We start from the raw sequence: 24493 nt of genomic DNA on the forward strand, positions 1-24493 counted from the left end.
AAAGGGTTGAATCGTAATTGATTCAACCCTTTGTGTTATGGTTAAGCTTCGTTATTCTCTAACAATCTGTTTAATAATAACTCCAAATTAACAGTTGCAAATGATGAGCTATAATCAGACAAACCATAAGGTATAATAAGCTCTCCATTGCTGATGATTGAACCGCAAGAATATACTACGTTTGGCACATAACCCTCACGCTCGTCATTATTAGGGATTATAAGTGGTTCTTTTAAATGACCAATTTCTTTACTTGGATCTTCTAAATCTAGCAAGCTAACGCCAATACAATATCTACGCATTGGTCCAACACCGTGTGTTATTACCAACCAGCCCTTATCCGTTTCAATTGGCGAACCGCAGTTTCCTATTTGAACCAAATCCCAATCAAAGCGAGGTTGCTTTAATAAAATCGGATTTTCCCAAACATTAATTTTATCAGAAAACATTAGGTAGTTGTTCCAGCCATCAATCCGGCTCATCATAACATATTTTCCATTTATTTTCCGAGGAAAGAGTGCTAGGTTTTTATTTTGTGCACCATCGCCATAAAGCGGGATAACTTTGAACTCATAGAAATCTTCAGTTTGCACCAATTTTGGAATGATTAAAGAGCCATCGAATGCGGTGTATGTTGCATAGTAGACAATTTTGCCATCATCCTTTGTAAATTTAACAAAGCGGGCATCTTCAATACCTTTTCGTTCAAATTCAGAAATGGGAAAAATTACACGGTCTGAAATATCGGTATCTTTTGAGAATGTAATGGTATGATAAGTATCTGATAACCAAAGAATTTTATCGTATTCTACTTGTCTTTGAGGATTATCTTTATGTAATGTTTTCGAATCTTTTATCAGATTACTTAAACTGGTGTATTCAAATTTATCTGCAAGTTTGGCTTCTACCTCATCCAAAACAGAAGCATCAATTTGTGCATAAGCTGCCTTTTTCAAAAACATCTTTTTAACATAAATGGCATTCTTTACCACTTCAGCTTCATCAACATAATTCCCTACTGGTAAAACCTGTATGTTGTTTTTAGCATCAATTAAAGCTCTTCTAAAAACGATTGAAGAGATGTGACCTTCTCCTACCGCTCTAAAACTTATGATAACACGTTTTTCGCCTTCAACTAAGTCTTTTTGATCAGGATCTTCAATAATGCTTGGATTAAAAAAAGCAGCAGATTCAATTGAATATTCATGGGTAAAATAAGCTCCAATAAGCAACCTCATGTAAGGATCCAGTTCTTCAAAATCGGTACCTAAAGCGGCAAATTGTTTTTTTAACTTCTTGCAATGGCGATTTAAAATTTTTGTAATATTTCTATGCCTTTTAGAGTATTCCTGCAATATTGGTGAAATCAATGCGAAAACTCTTTCATCAGAAAATTGCAACACTTTTCTTATTACCTCCAATGCCCTTTCATCTCCATTAAAAAAGAAACGAGCTATAACACGCTTAGTATCAGGATAAACTTTTACAGGTTTACGTTCAATATACAATCTCATTATAAAAATAGGTTATGATTTTTAATTCAATTATGTTAAAAATTTTCAGCAGTAATATTAACTAAATTTAATTGTTTATTGTTTCAATATTACAGATATAAACACAATGTAACATTTGATTTATACTACCTTAAAATATTGCAGATTGCAGTTTAAATCAAATCAAAGGGTTGTTGAGCAATCAATTCATCCATCTTCATCTCTTCAAGAATAAATCGTTTCGGATTTTCACTTTTTTGATATGACCACTTTATTAATCTTATTAAACCGCTTTCAATTTCAATTCCTGTAATATCACCATCGCTAAAGCAACAACAACCCGTGTTAAAATATGCTGATTTGTAATTTTTGAAGGGTGGCATTTCTTCACCTTTAGCACCCAATTTGCTTAACTCTGTATTTAAGGTATTTAATGAAATTTCATCATTATCTTTTTGAGCCTTATTAATTCTGATGTACAGTCTTTCTAAATGCGTAAGCGATGCAAATACAGGCTGATGGGTATGACCTGTGATCAACGCCATATCTTTTTGCTTAGAAACCCAACTGTACATCAATGCATTATGTACAGTTTTAAGCTGATTGCTATACGCAGGTGTGTTGGGGTTTATTTTTAAATAGGATTGTAATGGAGCCCAAATTGTACTTACGAACCATTTGCTAAACCAATTTCCATCACTTTGTAAATCGCCTTGATGGCCGTGTGTAAGAAATACATCCAAAGATTTGCCTTCGTTGTTAAAGCGAAGAATAGCACCTTCATAAATACGAATTACTTTGCCGTAAATCCTTTTTAAATTGAATTGAGAAAGCGGATCATTATCCCAGTACAAATCATGATTACCAAATATCTTCGTGAAGGCGCCTCTGTTAATAAATAGCTTTTCAGCTTCGAAAGTTTTCTTGTTATTCTTAATAACAGATTCTAAAAGATTCTCCCAAAGTTCTTCACTATCACCTAAATTAATATAGCTGAATTCTTCTTGATTGTAGTATTCCAATGCCGTTAAATAGTTCCTTTCGGCCAAAGCAAAATCATCAGCAAAATCTCTTGCTCCTTTATGCTGATCGGACAATATTATAAATTTATCGGCTGATTTGATTTCAAAAATTTCGCCTCTTTTACCTGGATTAGAAATAATGTTTTCATAAAGTTTTGTCAGCGACTCATGAATGCGTTTGCTATCGGGTCTGGAGCCAAACCGATTTGACATTTTAATAACCCAATTGCCTAATAACTTCTGTAAGAATTTTTGCATCGTTTAAACTAAATCAGTTCTACCTTAACAAATTTTTATACTGTTGGTTTATTTCTATACAGGCTTTAAGAAATGATACAACAAGTTTAAATAAAAAAGGTCGCAACTTTTTTAAGATGCGACCTTTTTTGAATTATTTAGTAATATTTAACTATGCATATGCAATCGCATCTCGTGATGCCAATTTAGTTGTTCCCATTAAATATTCATCAACTTTTCGTGCAGCTTCCCTACCTTCAGAAATTGCCCAAACTACGAGAGATTGACCGCGACGAACATCACCAGCTGCAAAAATTTTAGCGATATTGGTTTGATACGAATGCTCAGATGCTTTTACATTTCCTCTATTATCCAACTCTACGCCTAATTTCTCTATCAAACCTTCTTTTTGGGGATGTAAAAAGCCCATTGCTAATAATACCAATTCACATGGCAAGTCTCGCTCCGTTCCTGCAACTTCCTTAAAACTAACTGGTCGGCCATTCGAATCGATATCCCATTCTACATCTACAACCTTAAGTGCTTTTAGATTTCCAGATTCATCTGCAATGAAGTTTTTAGTGTTTACAGACCATGCTCGCTGTGCGCCTTCTTCATGCGATGAAGTATGTTTCAGAAGCATCGGATAATTTGGCCAAGGCATGTGTTCATTGCGTGTTTGTGGCGGCATCGGCATAATCTCAAATTGAGTTATTGATTTTGCACCATGACGATTTGAAGTTCCGATACAATCTGAACCGGTATCTCCACCGCCAATAACAATCACATTTTTATCTGTGGCAAAAATATCTTCAACATCAAATTGTCTTTCAGCAACCCTTTTATTTTGCTGTTTCAGGAAATCCATTGCGTAATGCACACCTTTTGCTTCGCGACCAGGGATTGACAAGTCTCTTGGAATAGTAGAACCGCCAGCTAAAACGATTGCATTAAAGTGTCTCAATAATGTACTTATCTCTACATTTTCACCAACATTGGCGTTGCATTTAAAGATAATTCCTTCTTCTTTCATTAAATCGATGCGACGATCGATTACATTTTTTTGCAATTTAAAATCTGGAATACCGTATCTTAATAAACCTCCTGGAGCGTCATCACGTTCGAAAACGGTTACCTCATGACCTACTTTATTTAACTGAGCAGCAGCAGCTAAACCTGCGGGACCTGAACCAATTACAGCTACTTTTTTACCTGTTCTGATTAATGGCGCTTTAGCTTTAATATAACCTTTATCAAAAGCAATTTCTATAATATGCTTTTCAATTTCCTCAATGGAAACGGGCGGTCGGTTTATACCCAATACGCAAGCAGATTCGCATGGCGCCGGACAAATCCTACCAGTAAATTCTGGAAAATTATTGGTGCTAAGTAAAATATTAGCAGCCATTTCCCATTTAGCCTGGTAAACTGCTTCATTAAATTCTGGTATCACGTTACCCAATGGGCAACCAGATTGGCAAAAAGGCACACCACAATCCATACATCTTGCTGCTTGCCTGTTTAATTCTTGCGGAGGAAGTTCGTTTAAAAATTCTCCATAATGCTTTACTCGTGTTGCGGCCGCTTCTCTGGTAGGCGCAACTCTATCGTATTCTTGAAATCCTGTTACTTTTCCCATGGCCTAGTGTGTGTTAACTTGTGATGCTTTTCTGCTTAAAACCGCTTTGTATTCTTTAGGAAATACTTTAACAAAATGATTGGATTGAGTTTTCCAATCACTTAAGATAAATTCAGCTACTTTACTATCCGTCAATCGGATATGCGTTTTTAGTAAAGCTAAAATTCTTTCCTCATCTTCAACTTGAAGCGGATCTAAATCAACCATTTCTTTGTTGCATTTTCTGGCAAAAGTTCTGTTTGCATCATAAATCCATGCAATACCTCCGCTCATACCTGCTGCAAAATTACTTCCCGTATCACCTAAGATTAATACTTCCCCACCTGTCATATACTCACAGCCATGGTCGCCAACTCCTTCAACCACTGCGGTTGCGCCAGAATTTCGAACGGCAAAACGCTCACCTGCTTTTCCACGAGCGTAAAGTTCTCCGGAAGTTGCACCATAAAGTGCCACATTGCCAATAATTATATTTTGCTCAGGTACAAACGTCGCGTTAGCAAAAGGATAAATTGCCAAGCGGGCACCAGATAATCCTTTACCTACATAATCATTTGCTTCACCTTCTAAAGATAGCGTAACACCGCGAGTATTGAATGCACCAAAACTTTGCCCGGCAGAGCCGACAAATTTAAAGTTTATGGTATCTGGAGGCAAACCTGCTCCCAAATGCACTTTAGAAATTTCATTAGATAACATTGTACCTAACGCTCTATCGGTATTTTTAACATCAAAGCTTGCAAAAACGGGTTCGTTATTTAGAATTGCAGGCTGTGCAGCTTCTATCAGTTTATGATCCAAAACATGCTCTAAACCATGATCCTGACTTTCTGTATTAAAATACGGCAAACCATTGTCTTCAGCTTTAAATAGAATTGCAGATAAATCCAAATGCTTTAATTTCCAATCCTCGTCGGAAATATCTCTTACTTTTAAAATATCAGCTTGCCCAACCATTTCGTGAATAGTTCTGAAACCTAATTCAGCCATTATATCACGCAATTCTTCTGCTAAGAAATGGAATAGATTTACAACATGACCTGCATCACCAGTAAATAATTTTCTTAATTCTGGGTCTTGCGTTGCTACACCAACCGGACAGGTATTTAAATGGCATTTGCGCATCATGATACAACCTGCTGTTACTAGCGCAGCTGTTGCAACACCAAATTCTTCAGCACCAAGTAAAGCTGCAATTGCAATGTCTCTACCTGTTTTTAACTGACCATCTGTTTGTAAAACGATACGGTTACGAAGTTTATTTTTAACTAAAGTTTGATGCGCTTCAGCCAACCCTAATTCCCATGGTAAACCTGCATGTTGGATAGAAGTTAATGGCGAAGCACCAGTTCCACCATCAAAACCTGAAACTAAAATCACATCTGCATGGGCTTTTGCTACACCTGCCGCAATGGTTCCAACTCCTGCTTTTGAAACTAGCTTTACATTAATTCTGGCAGCACGATTGGCATTTTTCAAATCGAAAATCAGCTGTGCTAAATCTTCAATAGAATAAATATCGTGATGCGGTGGAGGAGAAATTAAACCAACACCTGGTGTGGAGTGACGAACTTTTGCAATCCAGTCATCAACTTTATGTCCTGGAAGTTGCCCCCCTTCGCCAGGTTTTGCACCCTGAGCCATTTTAATCTGCAATTCATCGGCATTTGTTAAATAATAACTTGTTACACCAAAACGAGCCGAAGCAACTTGTTTAATTGCCGACCGCATGCTATCGCCATTTGCCAATTTGGTGTATCTCATTTCATCCTCACCACCTTCACCAGTATTGCTTTTACCGCCAATACGATTCATGGCAATGGCTAAAGTTGAGTGTGCTTCATGTGAGATTGAACCGAAAGACATTGCTCCTGTTGCAAATCTTTTTAAGATTGCTTCTGTAGATTCTACTTCATTTAATGGTACTGAACGACGGCTATAATTGAACTCAAATAATCCACGGATGGTATAAGCCTGCTGTGTTTGCTCATTTACCAATTTCGAATATTGCTTGAAAATGCTGTAATCGTTTTTACGTGTAGCATTTTGTAGCAAGTGAATGGTTTGTGGATTAAACAAATGTGCTTCACCACGGCGACGGAATTTATATGTTCCACCGGCTGGCAGAAGATTTTCTATTTGAGTAATTGGACCGAAACTGCGACGATGTTTAATCAAAGTTTCATAGGCAATTTCATCCAATCCTAATCCACCTATACGAGAAACCGCACCGGTAAAATAGGTATTTACAACTTGCTTATTTAATCCTAAAATTTCAAAAATTTGTGCGCCTTGATAAGATTGTAAGGTAGAAATCCCCATTTTAGAAAAGATTTTTAACAGACCGCTATTTACCGCATAGATGTAATTTTTAGTTAGCTGCTCTGCTGATAAACCAGATTCTTCCTGAAAACCATTTATAGTCTCTAACGCCAGATAAGGATTTATTGCAGTTACTCCAAAGCCTAATAAAGTAGCGAAGTGGTGTACTTCCCAAACATCTCCAGCTTCAACAACTATACCTACCGCACCACGGTAACCTTTGCGAATTAAGTGATGATGAACCGCAGAAACAGCTAACAATGAAGGCATCGCAGCATGTTCAGAATCAATTGCCCTATCGGTTAATACGATAACCTGAAACCCATCTTCAACGGCATCGACTGCATAACGGCAAAGACGATCTAAAGCTTTTGCCATTGCACCAGGTTTTCCATCGGCTCTAAAATAGGTTTGTAATGTTTTTGCCTGAAACACACCGGTATCAATACTCCTTAATTTTTCCAGTTCCTGATTGGTTAGAATTGGATGTTTAATGGCAACACAGTGAGATTGTAAAGGATTTTCTTCTAAAAGATTTCCGTTACTTCCCATAAAACTTGCTAAACTCATCACCACTTTCTCACGGATTGGATCAATCGGCGGATTGGTAACCTGAGCAAATAATTGTTTAAAATAATTTGATAAATGCTGAGGGCGCTTGGATAAAATTGCCAGCGGCGTATCTGTTCCCATCGAACCAATTGGTTCTTTGGCTTCAATAGCCATCGGCTTAAGCAATAAATCGATGTCTTCGCGGCTGTAACCGAATACTTGTTGATATTTAAAAATAGATTCGGCTGAAAGTCCGGTAAACATTACCCGAGGCTCAGGCAATTCCTCTAATCTGATTTGATATTGATTTATCCAGTCGGCATAAGGGCTTTTGCCACAAACTTGCTGTTTAATTTCTTCATCGCTAATGATTCTACCCTGCTCCATATCCACAACGAACATTTTACCAGGAGTTAAGCGACCTTTTTCGATAATGGTGCTTTGATCAATTGCCAAAGCTCCTGCTTCTGACGCCATAATAACCCTGTCATCAGATGTAATTGCATAACGCGAAGGACGCAGACCATTACGATCTAAAGTTGCACCGATTAACTTTCCGTCTGTAAATGCAATAGCCGCCGGTCCATCCCAAGGTTCCATTAAAGTTGCGTGGAATTCGTAAAAGGCCTTTTTAACCGGATCCATGTCTTCATTACCATCCCAAGCCTCAGGTACAAGCATCATTAATACATGTGGTAAGGTTCTACCTGCATGAAGCAATAATTCAATTACATTATCTAAACAGCCTGAATCAGAGTTTGTTTCATCAATTACAGGAAGCAACATATCCAGTTCTTCTGGAGTAAAGTATGCCGATGCAAATGATTTAACGCCAGCTCTAAACCAGTTTAAATTACCCTGTAAAGTATTGATTTCTCCATTGTGCGCAATGAAGCGGAAAGGCTGAGCCAATCGCCAAGATGGAAAAGTATTTGTAGCAAATCGCGAATGCACCAAGCCTAAAGCAGATACCATTCGTTTATCACTTAAATCTTTAAAATAGGTACGAACCTGTAGCGATGTTAACTGACCTTTATATATTATGGTTTGCGCCGATAGTGATACGATATAAAAATCTTTGCCGCCATGTACCGTATTAACAATAAGCTTGATTAGGTAATTTTTAAAAATATAGAGTTTTCGTTCAAAATCGGCCCCTGGCGCTACTGCATAAGGTCGGGCGATAAATACCTGTTCAATTTCCGGTTCAACAGAAAGTGCCATATTACCAATATCTGTCGTATCAGTATCAACCTTTCTAAAACCTAAAATCTCTAAACCAAGTTTTTCTGCAGCACGATAAATAAGCTCACGGCATTCTTCTCTCGACCTAATATCTTTAGGTAAAAAAAGCATACCAACGCCATAATTATTGGTTGCAGGTAAACTAAAACCTGCTTTTAAACATTCATCATAAAAAAATTCGTGGGGAATTTGAATCATAATTCCAGCGCCATCTCCTGTGTTCGGTTCAGCTCCACAAGCGCCTCTATGATCTAAATTTTCTAAAATAGTAAGTGCATCAGAGATGATTTGATGCGATTTTCGCCCTTTCACATGCGCAACAAACCCAATGCCGCAGGCATCGTGTTCAAATTGCGCATCGTACAATCCACTGTTTGGTTCCATTCTTTGCTCGTTAGTTGTTAGTGTATAGGAAACACTAAGATACAAAAAACGAAGTGTAGATTACAGACTTGCTATAATTTTTGAAACAATTTTAGTTTTTAAGCAAAAAATAAACATCAGAATAAAATAATTTCAATTTATGCATGCTTTAATTACGAATTTAGTAATGAATAATTTTTGATAAAAACAGTATTATATCACTGATTTTATTGCTAAATCGATTTATCCTTTTCACATCTATATATCATATTTGAAACCACAATCATTCCCCAATAAAAAAAAATATTTGTTCAGAAGGTGATAATTTACCTAAATCAAAATTTATTAAATTACTAATCAGCGATATAGCAGTTATCCCCAAAAAATTAATAAAATGCATTTTGCAAAGCAACATCTTTTCCTACCTTTGTGCCGGGCAAGTCTTTTACGACCAGCTCCCTTTGAACTCCCCCAGGGCGGGAACGAAGCAAGGGTAGAAGGTTGTAGCGGTGCGATAGAAGGTGCTTGCCCTTTTTTTATTTTCTTTAATCCCCTGGAGGGGGAATTAAATTCTTCAGGGTTTAAACTATCAAACTCGATTACTCATTTAAGAATTTATAAACATGAAATTTTTTATTGACACAGCTAACCTTGAGCAAATTAAGGAAGCACAGGATTTAGGCATTTTAGATGGCGTAACCACCAACCCAAGCCTTATGGCGAAAGAAGGTATTACCGGCGAACAAAATGTTATTAACCACTATAAAGCCATTTGCGATATCGTTGATGACAATGTTAGTGCAGAGGTTATTTCTACAACTTATGATGAAATCATTAAAGAAGGTGAAGCACTAGTTGCATTAAACCCGAAAATTGTTGTAAAAGTTCCGATGATTAAAGATGGTGTAAAAGCCATAAAATACTTTTCATCGAAAGGAATTAAAACAAACTGTACATTGATTTTCTCTGCCGGACAAGCTTTATTCGCAGCAAAAGCAGGAGCAACTTATGTTTCTCCATTTTTGGGTCGTTTAGATGATATTTCTAGTGATGGTTTGGTATTGATTGAAGATATCAGAACTATTTTTGATAATTACGGTTACGAAACTCAAATTTTAGCAGCGTCTATCCGCGGACCATTACATATCGTAAACTGTGCTAAATTAGGTGCTGATGTAATTACAGCTCCATTAGCAGCAATTGCCGGTTTATTAAAACATCCTTTAACTGATAGCGGTTTAGCAACATTTTTAGCTGACCACGCTAAAGCAGCAGGAAAATAAAATAGAGTTAATGGAAGATGGAATAATGGGAGATGGAAAATGGGTAAATTGCTCAAAATATTTTCATCTTCCATCCTCTATCTTCCCTTTTACAACTTCCATCTTCCATTCACCCACATTTTCCATTATCCATCTAACATTTTACATTAAAAGGGCTTCTTTTATTTTTTCGTAGCTGATTTGTTCATCTGGCTCAATTAAAAACCCCTTAACTCCTGCCCCATTTGCAGCTTCAACATCACGTGGTTTATCACCAATCATAATCGACAATGCTGGATCAATTTCATACATATCAATGGCATCTAATAACATACCTGATTTTGGTTTGCGGCATTTGCATTCTCCACCAACAGTTGGGTGATGGGGACAGTAATAAAAGCCAGCAATATCAGCCCCTTTTGCAACAAAAGCATTTCTCAACATTTGATGCATAATTGCCAATTCTTGCTCAGTATATCTTTTTAACGCAATGCCACCTTGGTTGGTTATCACGATAAGTAGATATCCTTCATCATAAAACTTCTTTAGCACAGGAATTTGGTAATCAAGAATTTTAAAGTCTTCAACACGACAGATATAATCATTTATTTCGTGATTTAATACGCCATCACGATCGAGAAAAATAGCTTTATTCATAAGTTTATTATACGGAATTGGGGTAGAGCATCAATAAATGGCTCAAGATTTCCTCAAAATAAAGAAAAATTAACGGGATTGTAAGGGGATGACTAATTTAAGTTTAACCCTACTTTATGTCCTTTAATGGCAAAATATAAGATAAAAAGGTAACATGGCATTACCGTAACAAAATATGCCAATTGAAAATCGAGGTGCAGATGGTCCTTTATAAATGCATAGAGCAATGGCCAAAGCGCACCACCAGAAATACCCATAATCATAATTGCAGAACCTGTTTTTGTAAATTTACCAAGATGGCTTATTCCTAATGGAAATATCGCAGGCCACATTAATGAATTGGCTAAACCCAATAAAGCAATAAAAATTACAGATGTATAACCTGTTGTTAAATAAGCTATAATAGTAAAAATTAAACCTAGAATGGCACAAATTCTTAAGGCAAACTGTTGAGAAATGTATTTTGGTATTGCAATTATACCAACGATATAACCAACTAACATACTACCCAACGTTAAAGATGTAAAGTATTTACTAATATCGGCACTGATGCCTAAAGCTTTACCATAAACACCAATAATATCACCCGCCATTACTTCTGCAGCCACATAAACAAAAATGCAAAGGGCGCCTAAAAACAAGTGTGGAAACTGAAATATGCTTGTATGTTTAACTACTTCGCCTTTACTATCGTCTATAACATCTTCTTCAACATTTACCTCAGGCAAATCTGTAAATTTAATTACCAAAGCAAAAAGGCAGAAAACAATAGCAAGAACGATGTAAGGCATATTTACTCGACCTAAAACATCATTCAGTAATTGTTCTTTTGCAATTCCCGTTGCTAACTCGATCTTCTTTTCTATAACGGAAGCATTTTTAAGAAACAGCGTTCCCATGATAAATGGAACTATAATCCCGGCAAACTTATTGCAAATACCCGCTATGCTAATGCGTTTGGCTGCACTTTCTAGCGGACCAATAATGGTTAAGTATGGATTTGAAGCAGTTTGGAGTAAGGCTAATGCCGCACCTTGCACAAAAATACCAGTTAAAAATAAACCGAATGTTCTGGTTTGCGCTGCCGGAATAAAAATTAACGAACCTATACCTAATACGATTAAACCCGATATAATTCCATTTTTAAAACCAATTTTTTTTAATATCCACGATGATGGTAAAGCCAGGAAAAAATACGCCATATAAGAAGCGAATGTTACCAGAAATGCTTGAATATCTGATAAGCCAAAAGACAATTTAAAGAACGGAATTAGTGTTCCATTTGCCCAAGTTACAAATCCGAAGATAAAAAATAGTGCACAAATGATAATCAAAGGCTTAGGTCCTCTAGATAGACCATTATTTAAGGGAATAGACATAAAAAATTTGCTTGGTTTTTATTGATAAAGCCAAACTAATAAAAATATTTATGAATTTAAGTATCAAACGTTTGCGTAATTTCAAAATCTATTGATTTGGAGCCCTAATTTACTCCAATTTTCAATTAATCTAGACTTTCTATACGTTTTAAAATTATCTCTATATCTATTGGGACTGATTTGCATGAATAGCACGTGATTAAGTATATATTATGTACAATGTCAAAAAAGAACAATTATCACACTATATATCAACAAAATACCATAATTATTTAATATTTATTTGCAGCAAAAGCATTAGAACCCTATATTTGCACCACTTTAAAGAAAACGGCAACGTCAACCTTAAAAGTTGATTCCGTAGCTCAGCTGGTAGAGCATTACACTTTTAATGTAGTGGTCCTGGGTTCGAATCCCAGCGGGATCACAAGATTCAATATAAAAACGACACAAAACCCTGCAAATCAGATGATTGCAGGGTTTTTGTTTTTAGGGAAAATACCAAAATATACACCAATTCTCATAAAAGTGGTGAGTGATTCGGTGAGTAGTTTTGAAAAATTTTATGACTCACCGAATAAGTTATAACTAATTGTATAACAACTAGTTCAGTAACTGTACATCTTGTAAACGTCATTCTGCAAAGCTAAGTTTGTTTAACTAAAATCATTGAATGATGAAAACTAATTTTAGCCTGCTCTTCTACATGAAGAAGCAAAAGAACTACACCAAGGGCATTGCCCCTATCTACATGCGCATTACCGTCAATGGAAAACGGGCAGAATCTGCAACTGGCAGATACTGCGAACCTGAACGCTGGAACTCGAAATCTGGAAGATCTATCGGCACAAAAGAGGATTCCAGATTATTGAATTCATTTTTAGACCAACTGCAAAATATGGTCTATGAGGCACATGGCGAACTTCTCAAATCTGGGTATGTAATTACGGCTGAGTCCATAAAAAACAGGTTTATGGGCAGGGAAGATAAATCACTAACGCTTTTACAGGCAATTACAGAGCATAATCAAAAAGTTGAAGCCCTTGTGGGAAAGGAATTTGTACAGGGAACGCTCAACAGGTACAAGGTACTTAAAAAGCACTTGGAGATTTTTTTGTCATTCAAATATGATGTTAGAGACCTTGACATGCGGAACGTTGACATTGCCTTCCTGAATGAGTTTGACTACTATCTAAGGTCTGAGAAATCCTGTGCCAACAACTATACGGTAAAAATGATCAAGAACCTCGGCAAGATCATCAATATCAGCTTAGAAAATGGACAAATTCACACAAATCCATTTGCGTTCTACAAAGGAAGAACCAAAAAGGTAGACCGCTATTTTCTCAATCAGGAAGAAATACAGATAATAGCGAACAAGAAATTTACTTCTGAAAGGTTGGATATGATTAGGGACGTATTTCTTTTCTGCTGTTTTACGGGGCTTGCCTATGCCGACGTACAAAAATTACAGCACTCCCATATCAGTAAGGGCTTTGATGGCGAACGCTGGATCATCAAGAACCGCCAAAAAACCAATATCAGGTCTGCCATACCATTGTTGCCCTCTGCCGTTAACATTATCGAAAAGTATAAAAATCACCCCGTGTGCTTAAATAAGGGTTTGGTGCTTCCCGTACCGAGTAATCAAAAAATGAATGAATACCTGAAGGAAATTGAGGATAGATGTGAAATCGGCAAAAAACTTACCTCGCACATTGCTCGCCACACTTTTGCCACAACCGTAACACTCCTGAACGGAGTACCGATTGAAAGCGTATCGCAGATGCTCGGACATACCAATATCCGAACAACCCAGCATTATGCCAAGATCCTTGACATAAAAGTTGGTGCAGATATGGCGCTGTTGAAAAATAAATTGGCAGTTATTTAATATTGAACCTAAATTTAAGCCAGTCATCCACAGGAATATTGAGCTTATTATTTACAAAAAATTAAAGAATATGAGTGGAGAAACAAACGGGTTATTAATTCCTGATGAGGTTATAATGAATAAAATCTATTATATCAGGGGACAAAAAGTTATGCTGGACAGCGATCTGGCAGAATTGTACGGGGTAGAAACCAGAAGATTGAACGAACAGGTGGCAAGGAATGCAGACAGGTTTCCCCAAGATTTTATGTTTCGATTAAATGAAAATGAGTTTGAAAGTTTGATGTCGCAATTTGCGACATCAAAGCGAGGGGGTAGAAGAAAGCTACCCTATATGTTTTCTGAACACGGTGTCTTAATGCTTTCTAGCATATTGAACAGCAAACAGGCAATTCAGGTCAACATACAGGTAATGCGTATATTTACCAGAATCCGCCAAATGTTCGTGGACAATACAGAAATCCGTTTAGATATTGAAAAAATCAAGAATAAACTAGACAATCAGGACAAGAACATGGAAATAGTATTCAAGTATCTTGACGAACTACTTGAAAAACAGGAACGCCCCAATCCTCCAAGAAAACGCATTGGATTTAAGCCAGATGATCTTTAAATCATTTGGCTTTTCATTCTTTATAGGTGTCAACTTCAAATTTGTTTTTTAAAGCCCCAATCCAACCAAGCCAAGTAATCATCTACTAGAACTTGTCCAATTTCCAATACTTCATAAACTTGTCGCCTTGAAATTTCAGAACCATGTGCTGCTGAATTTGAAATTCTAAAAATTACATTTATAAACTCATATTGTTTAGTGGTAATTGCTCCAAAATTTAACATCTTGGAAATAACTTTTGAAAGAGGTTCCTTTTCTTCCAATCGTATCTTAAAACCTTTAGCAAGATTTCTTAACATTAACTCGAAATCAATTCTTAATCCAACCAATGCAAGTCTTGGGTCAGTATTTGCAATATCTTTGTAATAAGAAAGATCAAGACCACTGGGTGATGGCCTTAAGCCGTTATCAATCATTTTTTTGTTTGCTTCACTTTCTAGTCTAATACTTTGAGTGTCGAGCAGATTTTGAACCTCAGGTTTACGTTCAATTTTTATTTCGATCGCAAGTTCCTTAGCTTCTTTAATATCCTCCTCTATTGCTTCGAGGGACAACCCCCCTGGTAATTCAATCTTTTTAGCTCTATCGATTAGTCTGAGTATTGCTTTCCTATAAATTAGAACAATAATAAACGTTATGAGTGGCCAAAAGATTGTGCCAATAAAATCAAAAATGATTTTCAACAATTCGTATTGTGAAATTGGGGGATTTGAGTCCATTGCTTCTGTCTTTTTTGAGAGTTGGGGAGCTAACATACAAAATTATCTAAACTTCTCCTCTAGATTGAATAAACTTGATATTTGTCCTATAAACGAATCGCTGTAATTTTGTTAACTTATTAACGAAAACATTGTTCCAATCTTTTTGGTAAACCACCGCTCCTGAACACGATCCATTTCAAGACAAGGCTTTGCAGAAAAAAATACCTCGCAAGCGAAGCGAGCAGGGAAGATTTTTTTCTAGCAAACCCGAAGGGCTTGGCCTTGTCTTGAAATGGATTGTTCAGAAATTTGTGCAACAAAAAATTGAGTGGTAATCACCAAACGACCTTAAACTTCCTTATTCTTTTGTGTAAACACATAACAAAGGTTCATCATTTCTATCAGGCGGTTATAAAAAAACAGCATGTCCTTCAGTTCATCTCCATCTGGGGATTCCGATGCAAGATGCATCCAGCCCTGATAGAATTCCCAAAGCTTCGCCCTTGATTCGTGCAGTGGATGGTTCACGAAAAAGTGGCTTATTCCTGAAACAGGATTTTCGATATCGCTATCAAGCATATCTGCTGGTTGGTAGTTCAGCACCTTAATTATCTCTTCCATAACAATCTATTATCTGTTTATAAATCTGTAGTTATCCCTAAGCTTGCCTACAAATTCCCTGCAATGTTCTTCATAATGGATCTTTAACATCAGCAGTCGGAAATTCCGCTTGCTGAAAAAAGCTACCAGTTCGCATTCCGTTACCCAGCTTAAAAGGAAGAACCTTTTTGGGTCGCTTGATGAGGCAATAAAAAATGCAGTATCAAAGAAATTTGAGACCTCATGCATTTTGCCACCCACAACAAACCGCAGTTCAAGCTTGAAATAATCTCCCCTGTCTTTCCAAAGGAAACATATCTCAGGAACTTCATTACTGATAATACAAGGCTCCATGTCCTTTTTGGATGGTTTGCCCTTTACGTTTCGCATACCATAGGTAAAGCGGTAATGGGTATAGAGCCTGCCTGCTACCATCGGGAGAGCCTGATGCCAAAGTTCTAACAGCATTGCAAAATTCTCCCTGTTTGCCTTTCTCTTCTCGTCCGCCACGTCTTTCTCATCTCGATATTGCGGGTATTTGACGAGCGCTATTTTTTTCATTTCGATGCAGATATCGATGAGTTTACCTTGAATGGGATCAACATCCATGGCTGATATATCTCCATGACCCAATACATATTTCTTGAATCCCTTAACAAAAGTCCTGTTGTTGTCCAGAATGCCGATGTATGGAACGAGAAACAGATAATGGTTGGTATGCCACCTTTCCGTACTCGTGTCTGCAAGGCAAAACCCCAATATTTCCTGCGTACCTTTTGGTGTGCTCTCTTTCAAAATCTCAACTTCCTGCCTTGTTCCCGATATCTTATCCCCGATTATAGGAAGTGCCTGTTCAGGCTTATAGAAACCATTATAGCGAACCTTTGGAAAAACAACAAGGCTACCCCTGTACATCCTGATCATCAGATATCTGCTTTCCCCATTTCCATCGAAGAAACCTGGCCAATAGTAATCCTCAAAATCGTTTTCATCATAGATCGACATCATGTCATACAGCGCAAAGTAGGCATATCGGCTCAGGAAATTGTTTGTGGTATCAACGCTACAGCTTACCAAGAGTTCGGAAGCGGTAACCTTGATGTATATCTTCTCTTCCTCTTCACTATCAAGTGTAACCCCAATGGTCAACAGCTCATTATGGAACGACAGTTTCATGCAACGTATTCGTAAATAGGGTCTTTTTGGCCTTCTGAAATCAGAATATCTGTCGAGTGTTTCCGTGGTTAATATCCTTGTTCCGCTCCTTAAAGGTAGCCGAAAGAAATTTCCATCAGCAATTGCAGGTGATGTATCCTTAGCCATGTTCAGCCCCACTTTCCAATTTGTTCTGTTCGTACGCTTCTGCATCCGCGGCAAGCAATTCAATTTTCTTTAGACCTAGAATTTCCGTGAGCTTGATGAAGCTTGAGACATTGATGAACAATTGCTCGGCATCTTTTTGGCTTACCCTGAAATCATCCTTGTAACGTGCGGCTGAATAGCTTCTGACCATTATCTCAAATAGCCGTTTTTCATCTTCGCCACCAGAGAGGAACAGCCAAGATGGGGCTGTGGAAAAACTGTTACAAAGGCGAAGTTGCCTGTAGAGGTTATGCATATCCGAACGGTAGGCCAAATAGACCCTGATCAACAAGATACAGCACTGCTCGGTTACCTGATGTGCCATAAAAGCACAAACTCCATATTGGCCATTTTTGAGGCATTCATTTGCGCTCGCCAAAAATCCAGTTGCCAATGGCATTCTATGGTCAAAATGTTTCTGTGCCTTTACTGCTCCCTGCGTTGGTATAAAGTCTACGGTCTCTGGGGATTCCAATATGCCATTGCTACTGTAGATAAGCTTTCCGCTATTGTACACGGTAATAAAAAACCTGTTGTTAGCCTTTATCGCCTGTGAAATGGTTTCCCTGCCGTGCACCAAGATGGTAACCGTTCCATGTGGATATTGCTGGTTGGCAAAATCCTGTACATCATGCTCTATCCTCGTAATGCTCTCGGTTACCATCAGCAGAAAATAGGTATACTTTTCTTCCCTGAAATGCTCCTTAAAACAGCCTTCCAGTGTTTTTATTTCTACGGTGCTGCCGAAGCAATAGACCCGTTCGGGATTGAATTTTTGAACCAGTTCTCGTATGAACGCTGAGAAATGTTCTTTCTGGGTCTGCCCAGATTGTTGAGGTTGTTTTTCCATATCGCTCTATTTTGATTTCCAGATCAAAATTGCAGACGTGGGATGCCGTAACCTACCATTAAAAGTGGTATCTTACCACAACATAATGGTTCATTACTATTTCAGGAATTTATTATATTTGTGCTTATGGAAACACCTACAAAATCCAACAAGGTTCATATCGGGAGAAAGATCAGCCGTATCAGAGAAATCAGGGGCATCAAACAGGATTACCTAGCAATTGAGCTTGGCGTGAGCCAACAGACCATTTCAAAGATTGAGCAGAGTGAAGATGTAGATGATGCTACCCTGGATAAAATTGCAAAGATATTAGGTGTTACAAAAGAAGCTATACATCAGTTTTCAGATGATGCAGTTATAAACTATTTCAATACTTTTAATGACAACAGCTTCAATAATGGTGCTTATAATGCTTTTAACTGTAATTTTAATCCAATTGAGAAATTGATGGAAGCTTTAGATGCCAATAAAGAACTGTATGAGCGTCTTCTGGCTAGTGAGCGTGAAAAAATTGAGCTTTTAAAAAAATAGCTTCTTACAAAGAATATGGCTAAAGTCTCATTTTTGGAACTAAGAATTGTAGTCAGTTTTTTGGAAATGGGCGGAGGGTATGTGTTGAATTTTTCTGACCGTACTTTTCAAGATTTTGTAGGAGATGCTGTAGGTATAGATATTCTATCTGATAAATATGCAGGCGGAACATCAGGTTCCAAAGACAATCGACTAAAACAATTTATCATTTTAGAAGACGATTATACAGTTGGCAAACTGTTTACCAAGCTCCAACAATACAAGCTAATTATTGAAAATGAAGGCAATAAGGTTGTAGATCAAAATCTTTATAACGAGTTTTATAAAATATCAGAAAAACTGGTCTCGGGTAAAATTATTGAACATATAGATGCCATACGGGCAACTAACGATGATAAAGATTTTCACCAACTTGCCAAACTTATAAAAGAAAGTATTGAAAATAATGAACCAGAATCTGCGCTGGACAGATTACATACTTTCTTATTCAAGTTTCTTAAAGAACTTTGCAAAAGCCATAACGTGGAATATTCGAACGAAGAGTCCATTAATGCAATATACGGCAAGTATATTAAAGCTATAAGAAATAAGGGATTAATAGAATCTGAAATGGCTGAAAAGATTATTCAATCAACTTTCCAAGTAATGCAAGCTTTCAATGATATTCGCAACAATCGAAGTTTTGCTCATGACAATCCTGTTTTAAACTATGATGAAAGTGTATTTATTTTTAGTAACGTAACTGCTACTGTTAAGTACATACAAACCTTAGAAACTAAGCATAAAAATGCGGTTATTGAAGAAGCAAAACCAGATTGGTCAAGTACTTTTTAATAATAATGAGCTTACTACCTTATCGACTTAAACCTTGATTTTGATCGAGGTTTTGTTTCTTTTTCCGTCTACGTTTTTCGGCCTCTTCTATTGGATTTGATTCAGCTGCTACATAAATAGGATCCATAAGTGCAGTAAGCAGACCTACACCCGATTTAACGGTGGAATCAATCATTTGCCCAATACTTTCAAATTGTCCGTCTGCGATGAGTTTTCCAAAATCAATAGCTATACTGTTTTTAGCATGACGGGATACGTTTGCCAGCATTTCCATCTGTGACTTTTGCTCTGCAGTACCATTCTTTAATGTGTTGGCATAGGTAAGCGTATCTTTTAGTCCCCTATCGAAGTCGAAAAATTTATCAAAAAGACTTTCTCCAATTTGTTTAAAGGCAGTTCGGTCGAACTGTCCCAATTTGGCGGAATATGCAATATTTTTTCCTTTGGAATTATTCTGTGGACTGAGCTTTATGGAATTGGTAATATCCTTACGGCTAACAATGATCTGGATATGCATTTGGCGACCTTCTTTACGTTCTCCCTTTTGCCTTGTTCCTTCCTTCACTTCATTATCGGTATGTTTGTAGTAACGATAGTTTTCAGCCTTCCCAAACCAGAGCAGGTCTATATTGCTGTCGATACCAGTCCTCTTAAAGTTCTTGGCATAGCCATCCATTACCTTTATGGCAAATTCCTTCAGTTTTTCTTTTGCACCAGCTTCTCCAAATTTTTCATAAAGGTGCGCCAGTTCTTTTTGGCTTGGGCTGATATTTATCAGAAAAAACTTGCTGTCGTTACGCCCGAGCTTGGCAATGTTGCCATCAATTTTTATGCGAACCTCCTGTCTCCTTATTTGATTATCAGATCCGTTGAACCAGTTTTCATGATCGAGTCCCCTTCCTTTTTCAATCTGAATTTGGTTTTCTTTTTCGAGGTAGTTGACAAGTGCGCCACTACTGCCCTTGTTGTTTCCAGTTTCGGATGCTGTGATATTGATGAACATAAGCTATAGATTTTCAAGTGAATGCCTAATGTGGGTTTGAAGTTCCTCTTTTTTGGCGGCTGATACAGGCCAACCAAAGGATTCCCTTTGGCTGATATAGTATTCAAGTATTTTTTTGAAGCGTATTTTTAACAATGCTTTTTCTTCCAGATTATTCTGGGTCTTTGCAATTGCCCTGTCGAGTGATGTCATACGATTGATCATCGCTTTTGTATGTTCCTCATCATTTATAAGATAGTGGCCAATAGCCTTTAAATACTTGGTGTGTTCTTTTGCTATAAACACTTGCCCACCAGTATCTGTAAGGATGGGAAGCAGGAAATCACTTTCCTGTCGCTTTATGAACGACAATATCCTGTTGATCCCGTTTGCAAGTTCTTTTTTCAGCAGCTCGTCATTGAGGTCAAGAGGATCTTTTTTACTCCGATAGAAATAATCCACCATCTGCATAAATACCAGTCGTTTGTTCCTACCAAGCTTTAAAGCCACCTTTTCAAATTTATCGCCAGTCATGGCATTAAACCTGACAGACTTGTTATTTTCATCTTGCATATGGTCATCTTAAAATATTGTAATCGGGTATTCCCAAGGGAATTCTATTTTATCGCTTCACTCACGTTCAGAAAGGCAAAGTATCCCTGGAGGATACTTTAAATCCCCAAGCGATAGCGTGGGGCAAGCAAAGTAGGGCTCTGCCCAACTTCCGCTTGCTCCATTGTGACTCGTCCTGAAATACGTTTGCGGTTTTGGACATTTAGTACTGCTCTAGATTGACAGCACCCTGTTCTTCCTGAATTGGATTTACAATAGTACTGTTTTTGTGATAATAATTCTTCCATAATTGCGTGGGTGTAGTATTGCCTCTGTGCACGATCTCGGGAGTTAGATTTCCAATGCTCATATGTGGCCTTTCCTCGTTGTAGAGCTTGATAACAAAGTCGAGAACCTGCTTCCCCTCCTCAAGGTCCTTGACCGTGTAGCTGCTCAGGTATTCGTTCTTGATAATGCCATTGAGTCTTTCAGCAACTGCATTGTCCCTTGGATCGCCAGTTTCGGTCATGCTGATCTTTACCTCACTCTCTTCAAGGATCTGGACATATTCATTGCAGCAGTACTGCAAGCCCCTGTCTGAATGGTGGCACAGAAATTCAGTATTCTGGGCATCCAGCAAGGCCATCTTCAGTGCCTTGACCGTCTCGATAGACAGAAGGTTATCGGCAACATTATATCCCAGGATCTTTCTTGAAAAGGCATCCGTGATGAAGCTGATGTACAAAAACTTGTCACTTATCTTCCAATATGTAATATCACTGACCCATAACTGGTTGGGATGAGTGGGCACAAAACTCTTGATCAGATTAGGAAATTTTCTGTACATGTGGAAGGAATTGGTTGTTGAAACCCTTCTTTTGTACCTCTTCACAAGCAGCCCATGCGTGGACAATAGATCAAACAGAGCATCTCTGCCCATTTTTATTTGATGCTCCAGCAGGAATGGCTGGATTAGCTCGTATAACTTTCTTGTTCCCATATGTCTATGATCTTTCTTCATGTTGATGATTTGTTTTAATACAAGTTCCTGTTCAATGGTGGTACTTTCGTTGCGCCACCAGTGCTGATAATAGGCCTGTCTGCTCATTCCAAGTACTCGACAGATGCGTGCAAGGCTGATATTCCTATTTCTGTCTTTCATTTCATAGATTACTTGGTGAACGACTTTTTTCTGATATCGATCTTAAGGTCGCGTTCGGCTATCTGTATCATGACCAGATAAGCCTGTTCCCGCAGTCGGCTATCTTTTAGCTCCTGTTCAAGTTGATTTGTCTTGTGGCTCGTTTCATTTCTCACAGGTGCTACCTGTGGCTTGTTGGTGGTTGGTAAATCCATAAAGAAGGAGACTGGTTTTTTAACTATGTCACCTTCAATGTAGCCTAATTGCCTCATAAACTTTAACAGCTTCCCTTTTTCCTTCTTGTCGCCGGTATACTTTTCCCAGATCTTTTGCTTCGGGAGACCACTGGACAGGTAATCCTTGATGATCGTGTGTTTCTGCTTCACGCTGAAGTAGATTGATGGCTTAGCCGTTTTCCTGATTTTTGTTTCCATTTTTTCAAAATTTTTAATGTAAACGCATTTTAGGACAAGACACATTTTTTTTTAAGAAAAATGGACTTTCTGCATATCACCTATCCACTCAGTCGCCATTAGAATGGTTGATTGTTTTTATTGGCAAGATTTCTATCTGGCTGGCCAATATGGGGTCAAATGAGGGGCTGTAAACCAGACAGCCTAAGTCGATGAGTTCTTCCAGTCGTTTATGATAAGTTGTAAATGAACGGATGGACGATAGTTTCATCAGTTCCCTTCTCGTAATTCGAAACGGATTGGCAAAACCTCCTTTTTGATAGGTTAATAGCAAAGCGGAATAAAGGCTGATATGCGATGGCAGAAGATGCTTCTGCAAAGTTGCCATTTTGATAAAAGAGGTCAATTGATTGTTTATATCGATCATTTACCACCTCCTTCTTGCATGACCCTTACAATGTCACTATAGGCATAATACATGATACTTCCAATCTTTTTGAACGGAAGCGTTCCGTTTATCCGTAGGTTCTGTAATGTACCTGCCGAAATCTTCAATAATTTTCTTACCTCCGCACTTCGTAACCATTGCTTGGTATGTGCGGTTTCTGGTTTAAAGATCTGTTTTAGTTCTAGGATCAGTTCTGACTTGAACTGTTTAAGATCGTCCCTTGTAATTAACTCTACATTCATAATTCCCTCCAATGATTAATATGGAGCAAATCTCTTGAAGCTAACAGGCAAAACAATGACCATCTGTTTGCGATGGTCATGTACAGTTTATGGATTGGTTATTTTTTATTTTCGATTCGTATGATTTTAAACAACTGTTGCACTGTTCTGACCGCTGTTCCTTTGGTAGAAACATCGCCTTTTTTCTCCACAAAATAATTCCTTGTTGTTTCGGTAGGAATATCCTTTCCTCCATTGGAGAAATATTTGCTGATCATTTTGGAGTAAGGACTTTTGTTATCGCATCTAAGTAATAATCTGCCAGATGGTAGTTTAAGTTCACGCATCTGTTTTATCAGATCGACCACAGTGGCGAGATGGTCTTCCTCTATTCTGATTTTTTGGGCTACCTCATAGTGGCTAAGTTGATTGAGTTTTTCTTTTAATTTGTTAATTTCTCTCTTTTGTTGAATTATGAGTTCATCTTTTTCAGCAATTACTATGTTTTGCGGTCGAGCATTCCATTTGTCGATGCTGTGCAGGTATTTTTGAAACTGTTGCAGTTTATGCAAATTGTTTACGTGCATTGAATGACTTGTTGAAAATGGATTTTGCTGCTCGAAATGCTTAATCCTGTTTTTTACAATCTGCCAAACATATCGATAAAAATTCTCCTCGGTAGTAATGTTATTTTCTAGAGAATAAGACATGTGGTAATTATAATAATCGGCTAAGTTAACCTCATCTATATTATAAATTTTGAGCAAAAAGTGGTTATCATCATAGCTTTTCCAAAGCCCTAATGCTGTTCCGATATCGTACGGATGCTGTGAAAGAGAGAATGCCTTACGCGATTTGAAATATGCTTTTCTCATTAAACAATAATCTGAATTAAGAAAATAACGTTAAAATATTAATATTGTTTCCATACTAATGTAAGTTTATCAGCCTGTAACATATTTCAACTTAAGTGGAAAACATCCTAACCAATTCGATAAATGGTAGCTTGCTCTAAAACTTTAGTATTGATCCATTTTCTATTCTAATTTGGTATATCAAGCAGGCTTCGAATAGCATGAAAACGAAAAAGCCCTTCGATTCGCAGAAGAGCTTTCATATATCGAGGTGGCAGGATTAGCCGTCCCCTTTTTAATATGTTGTTATCTAATTAGTTAGATGT

The 24493-nt window shown here is 37.5% G+C and carries 22 protein-coding genes, 1 tRNA gene and 1 other RNA gene; 7 read left to right on the forward strand and 17 right to left on the reverse strand.

Annotation, left to right across the window (positions count from 1 at the left end):
- Positions 1–41: 41 nt before the first annotated feature.
- The 4 genes from D7004_RS13095 to gltB form a co-directional block, all read right to left on the reverse strand.
- Positions 42–1514: a glycoside hydrolase family 130 protein gene (locus D7004_RS13095; RefSeq protein WP_123206285.1), complete on the reverse strand. Its 1473-nt coding sequence runs from the start codon at positions 1512–1514 to the stop codon at positions 42–44.
- Positions 1515–1666: 152 nt separating this feature from the next.
- Positions 1667–2773 (reverse strand): metallophosphoesterase, encoded by a 1107-nt coding sequence (locus D7004_RS13100; RefSeq protein WP_123206286.1) that lies wholly within the window; start codon positions 2771–2773, stop codon positions 1667–1669.
- A gap of 151 nt (positions 2774–2924) precedes the next feature.
- Positions 2925–4391 (reverse strand): glutamate synthase subunit beta, encoded by a 1467-nt coding sequence (locus tag D7004_RS13105; protein WP_123206287.1) that lies wholly within the window; start codon positions 4389–4391, stop codon positions 2925–2927.
- 3 nt (positions 4392–4394) lie between these two features.
- Positions 4395–8894 (reverse strand): glutamate synthase large subunit, encoded by a 4500-nt coding sequence (gene gltB / locus D7004_RS13110; RefSeq protein WP_123206288.1) that lies wholly within the window; start codon positions 8892–8894, stop codon positions 4395–4397.
- Positions 8895–9307: 413 nt separating this feature from the next.
- Here gltB and ffs point away from each other — a divergent pair.
- Positions 9308–9407: signal recognition particle sRNA small type (gene ffs / locus D7004_RS13115), an RNA gene on the forward strand.
- An 89-nt stretch (positions 9408–9496) separates the two neighbouring features.
- Complete coding sequence (gene fsa / locus D7004_RS13120) at positions 9497–10156, forward strand: fructose-6-phosphate aldolase (RefSeq protein WP_123206289.1); 660 nt, start codon at positions 9497–9499, stop codon at positions 10154–10156.
- Between the two features lie 141 nt (positions 10157–10297).
- Here fsa and D7004_RS13125 read toward each other — a convergent pair whose 3' ends face one another.
- Positions 10298–10792 carry a D-glycero-alpha-D-manno-heptose-1,7-bisphosphate 7-phosphatase gene (locus D7004_RS13125; protein WP_123206290.1) on the reverse strand — a complete coding sequence of 165 codons (495 nt, stop codon included), beginning with the start codon at positions 10790–10792 and terminating at the stop codon, positions 10298–10300.
- A gap of 92 nt (positions 10793–10884) precedes the next feature.
- Positions 10885–12171 carry a sugar MFS transporter gene (locus tag D7004_RS13130; RefSeq protein ID WP_123206291.1) on the reverse strand — a complete coding sequence of 429 codons (1287 nt, stop codon included), beginning with the start codon at positions 12169–12171 and terminating at the stop codon, positions 10885–10887.
- A gap of 354 nt (positions 12172–12525) precedes the next feature.
- On the opposite strand from D7004_RS13130, the gene D7004_RS13135 reads away from it, so the two are divergent.
- The 3 genes from D7004_RS13135 (at position 12526) to D7004_RS13145 (ending at position 14678) form a co-directional block, all read left to right on the forward strand.
- Positions 12526–12598: transfer RNA gene (locus D7004_RS13135), tRNA-Lys, on the forward strand.
- A 246-nt stretch (positions 12599–12844) separates the two neighbouring features.
- Positions 12845–14065 (forward strand): site-specific integrase, encoded by a 1221-nt coding sequence (locus D7004_RS13140; protein WP_341867671.1) that lies wholly within the window; start codon positions 12845–12847, stop codon positions 14063–14065.
- Positions 14066–14135: 70 nt separating this feature from the next.
- Entirely contained in the window at positions 14136–14678 is a 543-nt protein-coding gene (locus D7004_RS13145) for an ORF6N domain-containing protein (RefSeq protein WP_123206292.1), read from the forward strand.
- 35 nt (positions 14679–14713) lie between these two features.
- Here D7004_RS13145 and D7004_RS13150 read toward each other — a convergent pair whose 3' ends face one another.
- The 4 genes from D7004_RS13150 to D7004_RS13165 all read right to left on the reverse strand — a co-directional run bounded on the left by D7004_RS13150 (position 14714) and on the right by D7004_RS13165 (position 18191).
- Positions 14714–15433 carry a DUF4145 domain-containing protein gene (locus D7004_RS13150; protein ID WP_123206293.1) on the reverse strand — a complete coding sequence of 240 codons (720 nt, stop codon included), beginning with the start codon at positions 15431–15433 and terminating at the stop codon, positions 14714–14716.
- A gap of 294 nt (positions 15434–15727) precedes the next feature.
- On the reverse strand, positions 15728–16000 hold the full coding sequence (locus D7004_RS13155) for a hypothetical protein (RefSeq protein ID WP_123206294.1): 273 nt from the start codon (positions 15998–16000) through the stop codon (positions 15728–15730).
- Between the two features lie 9 nt (positions 16001–16009).
- On the reverse strand, positions 16010–17302 hold the full coding sequence (locus D7004_RS13160; RefSeq protein WP_148042795.1) for a hypothetical protein: 1293 nt from the start codon (positions 17300–17302) through the stop codon (positions 16010–16012).
- Positions 17295–18191 (reverse strand): HEPN domain-containing protein, encoded by an 897-nt coding sequence (locus D7004_RS13165; RefSeq protein WP_123206296.1) that lies wholly within the window; start codon positions 18189–18191, stop codon positions 17295–17297. Before D7004_RS13165 ends, D7004_RS13160 begins: the two co-directional genes overlap by 8 nt.
- Before the next feature lie 126 nt (positions 18192–18317).
- On the opposite strand from D7004_RS13165, the gene D7004_RS13170 reads away from it, so the two are divergent.
- Both D7004_RS13170 and D7004_RS13175 read left to right on the forward strand, forming a co-directional pair.
- Entirely contained in the window at positions 18318–18722 is a 405-nt protein-coding gene (locus D7004_RS13170) for a helix-turn-helix domain-containing protein (RefSeq protein ID WP_123206297.1), read from the forward strand.
- 15 nt (positions 18723–18737) lie between these two features.
- Positions 18738–19556 carry an abortive infection family protein gene (locus tag D7004_RS13175; RefSeq protein WP_123206298.1) on the forward strand — a complete coding sequence of 273 codons (819 nt, stop codon included), beginning with the start codon at positions 18738–18740 and terminating at the stop codon, positions 19554–19556.
- Positions 19557–19575: 19 nt separating this feature from the next.
- On the opposite strand, the gene D7004_RS13180 is transcribed toward D7004_RS13175, so the two are convergent.
- The 7 genes from D7004_RS13180 to D7004_RS13205 all read right to left on the reverse strand — a co-directional run bounded on the left by D7004_RS13180 (position 19576) and on the right by D7004_RS13205 (position 24188).
- A complete protein-coding gene (locus D7004_RS13180) occupies positions 19576–20559 on the reverse strand; it encodes a DUF5712 family protein (protein ID WP_123206299.1) in 984 nt (327 codons plus the stop codon).
- A 3-nt stretch (positions 20560–20562) separates the two neighbouring features.
- A complete protein-coding gene (locus tag D7004_RS13185) occupies positions 20563–21111 on the reverse strand; it encodes a BfmA/BtgA family mobilization protein (protein ID WP_123206300.1) in 549 nt (182 codons plus the stop codon).
- A gap of 202 nt (positions 21112–21313) precedes the next feature.
- Positions 21314–22252, reverse strand: a complete 939-nt coding sequence (locus D7004_RS13190; RefSeq protein ID WP_123206301.1) for an IS3 family transposase — start codon at positions 22250–22252, stop codon at positions 21314–21316.
- Positions 22253–22260: 8 nt separating this feature from the next.
- Positions 22261–22665, reverse strand: coding sequence for a hypothetical protein (locus tag D7004_RS13195; protein WP_123206302.1), 405 nt, complete (start codon positions 22663–22665; stop codon positions 22261–22263).
- 88 nt (positions 22666–22753) lie between these two features.
- Entirely contained in the window at positions 22754–23023 is a 270-nt protein-coding gene (locus D7004_RS20495) for a hypothetical protein (RefSeq protein ID WP_148042796.1), read from the reverse strand.
- Between the two features lie 44 nt (positions 23024–23067).
- On the reverse strand, positions 23068–23334 hold the full coding sequence (locus D7004_RS13200; RefSeq protein WP_123206303.1) for a helix-turn-helix domain-containing protein: 267 nt from the start codon (positions 23332–23334) through the stop codon (positions 23068–23070).
- A gap of 98 nt (positions 23335–23432) precedes the next feature.
- Positions 23433–24188, reverse strand: a complete 756-nt coding sequence (locus tag D7004_RS13205) for a hypothetical protein (protein ID WP_123206304.1) — start codon at positions 24186–24188, stop codon at positions 23433–23435.
- Between the last annotated feature and the right edge of the window lie 305 nt (positions 24189–24493).

Origin of the sequence: Pedobacter jejuensis (genome assembly GCF_003725795.1) — a bacterium.
Lineage (GTDB): Bacteria > Bacteroidota > Bacteroidia > Sphingobacteriales > Sphingobacteriaceae > Pedobacter > Pedobacter jejuensis.

What these genes read in the sequence shown, in the direction of transcription:
- D7004_RS13150 (WP_123206293.1), bottom strand. Translation starts at nt 15,433, where the DNA reads ATGTTAGCTCCCCAACTCTCAAAAAAGACAGAAGCAATGGACTCAAAT.
- D7004_RS13145 (WP_123206292.1), top strand. Translation starts at nt 14,136, where the DNA reads ATGAGTGGAGAAACAAACGGGTTATTAATTCCTGATGAGGTTATAATG.
- D7004_RS13125 (WP_123206290.1), bottom strand. Translation starts at nt 10,792, where the DNA reads ATGAATAAAGCTATTTTTCTCGATCGTGATGGCGTATTAAATCACGAA.
- D7004_RS13100 (WP_123206286.1), bottom strand. Translation starts at nt 2,773, where the DNA reads ATGCAAAAATTCTTACAGAAGTTATTAGGCAATTGGGTTATTAAAATG.
- D7004_RS13165 (WP_123206296.1), bottom strand. Translation starts at nt 18,191, where the DNA reads ATGGAAAAACAACCTCAACAATCTGGGCAGACCCAGAAAGAACATTTC.
- D7004_RS13105 (WP_123206287.1), bottom strand. Translation starts at nt 4,391, where the DNA reads ATGGGAAAAGTAACAGGATTTCAAGAATACGATAGAGTTGCGCCTACC.
- D7004_RS13130 (WP_123206291.1), bottom strand. Translation starts at nt 12,171, where the DNA reads ATGTCTATTCCCTTAAATAATGGTCTATCTAGAGGACCTAAGCCTTTG.
- fsa (WP_123206289.1), top strand. Translation starts at nt 9,497, where the DNA reads ATGAAATTTTTTATTGACACAGCTAACCTTGAGCAAATTAAGGAAGCA.
- D7004_RS13190 (WP_123206301.1), bottom strand. Translation starts at nt 22,252, where the DNA reads ATGAAAGACAGAAATAGGAATATCAGCCTTGCACGCATCTGTCGAGTA.
- D7004_RS13095 (WP_123206285.1), bottom strand. Translation starts at nt 1,514, where the DNA reads ATGAGATTGTATATTGAACGTAAACCTGTAAAAGTTTATCCTGATACT.
- gltB (WP_123206288.1), bottom strand. Translation starts at nt 8,894, where the DNA reads ATGGAACCAAACAGTGGATTGTACGATGCGCAATTTGAACACGATGCC.
- D7004_RS13205 (WP_123206304.1), bottom strand. Translation starts at nt 24,188, where the DNA reads ATGAGAAAAGCATATTTCAAATCGCGTAAGGCATTCTCTCTTTCACAG.
- D7004_RS13160 (WP_148042795.1), bottom strand. Translation starts at nt 17,302, where the DNA reads ATGGCTAAGGATACATCACCTGCAATTGCTGATGGAAATTTCTTTCGG.
- D7004_RS13180 (WP_123206299.1), bottom strand. Translation starts at nt 20,559, where the DNA reads ATGTTCATCAATATCACAGCATCCGAAACTGGAAACAACAAGGGCAGT.
- D7004_RS13140 (WP_341867671.1), top strand. Translation starts at nt 12,845, where the DNA reads ATGATGAAAACTAATTTTAGCCTGCTCTTCTACATGAAGAAGCAAAAG.
- D7004_RS13195 (WP_123206302.1), bottom strand. Translation starts at nt 22,665, where the DNA reads ATGGAAACAAAAATCAGGAAAACGGCTAAGCCATCAATCTACTTCAGC.
- D7004_RS13155 (WP_123206294.1), bottom strand. Translation starts at nt 16,000, where the DNA reads ATGGAAGAGATAATTAAGGTGCTGAACTACCAACCAGCAGATATGCTT.
- D7004_RS13185 (WP_123206300.1), bottom strand. Translation starts at nt 21,111, where the DNA reads ATGCAAGATGAAAATAACAAGTCTGTCAGGTTTAATGCCATGACTGGC.
- D7004_RS13170 (WP_123206297.1), top strand. Translation starts at nt 18,318, where the DNA reads ATGGAAACACCTACAAAATCCAACAAGGTTCATATCGGGAGAAAGATC.
- D7004_RS13200 (WP_123206303.1), bottom strand. Translation starts at nt 23,334, where the DNA reads ATGAATGTAGAGTTAATTACAAGGGACGATCTTAAACAGTTCAAGTCA.
- D7004_RS13175 (WP_123206298.1), top strand. Translation starts at nt 18,738, where the DNA reads ATGGCTAAAGTCTCATTTTTGGAACTAAGAATTGTAGTCAGTTTTTTG.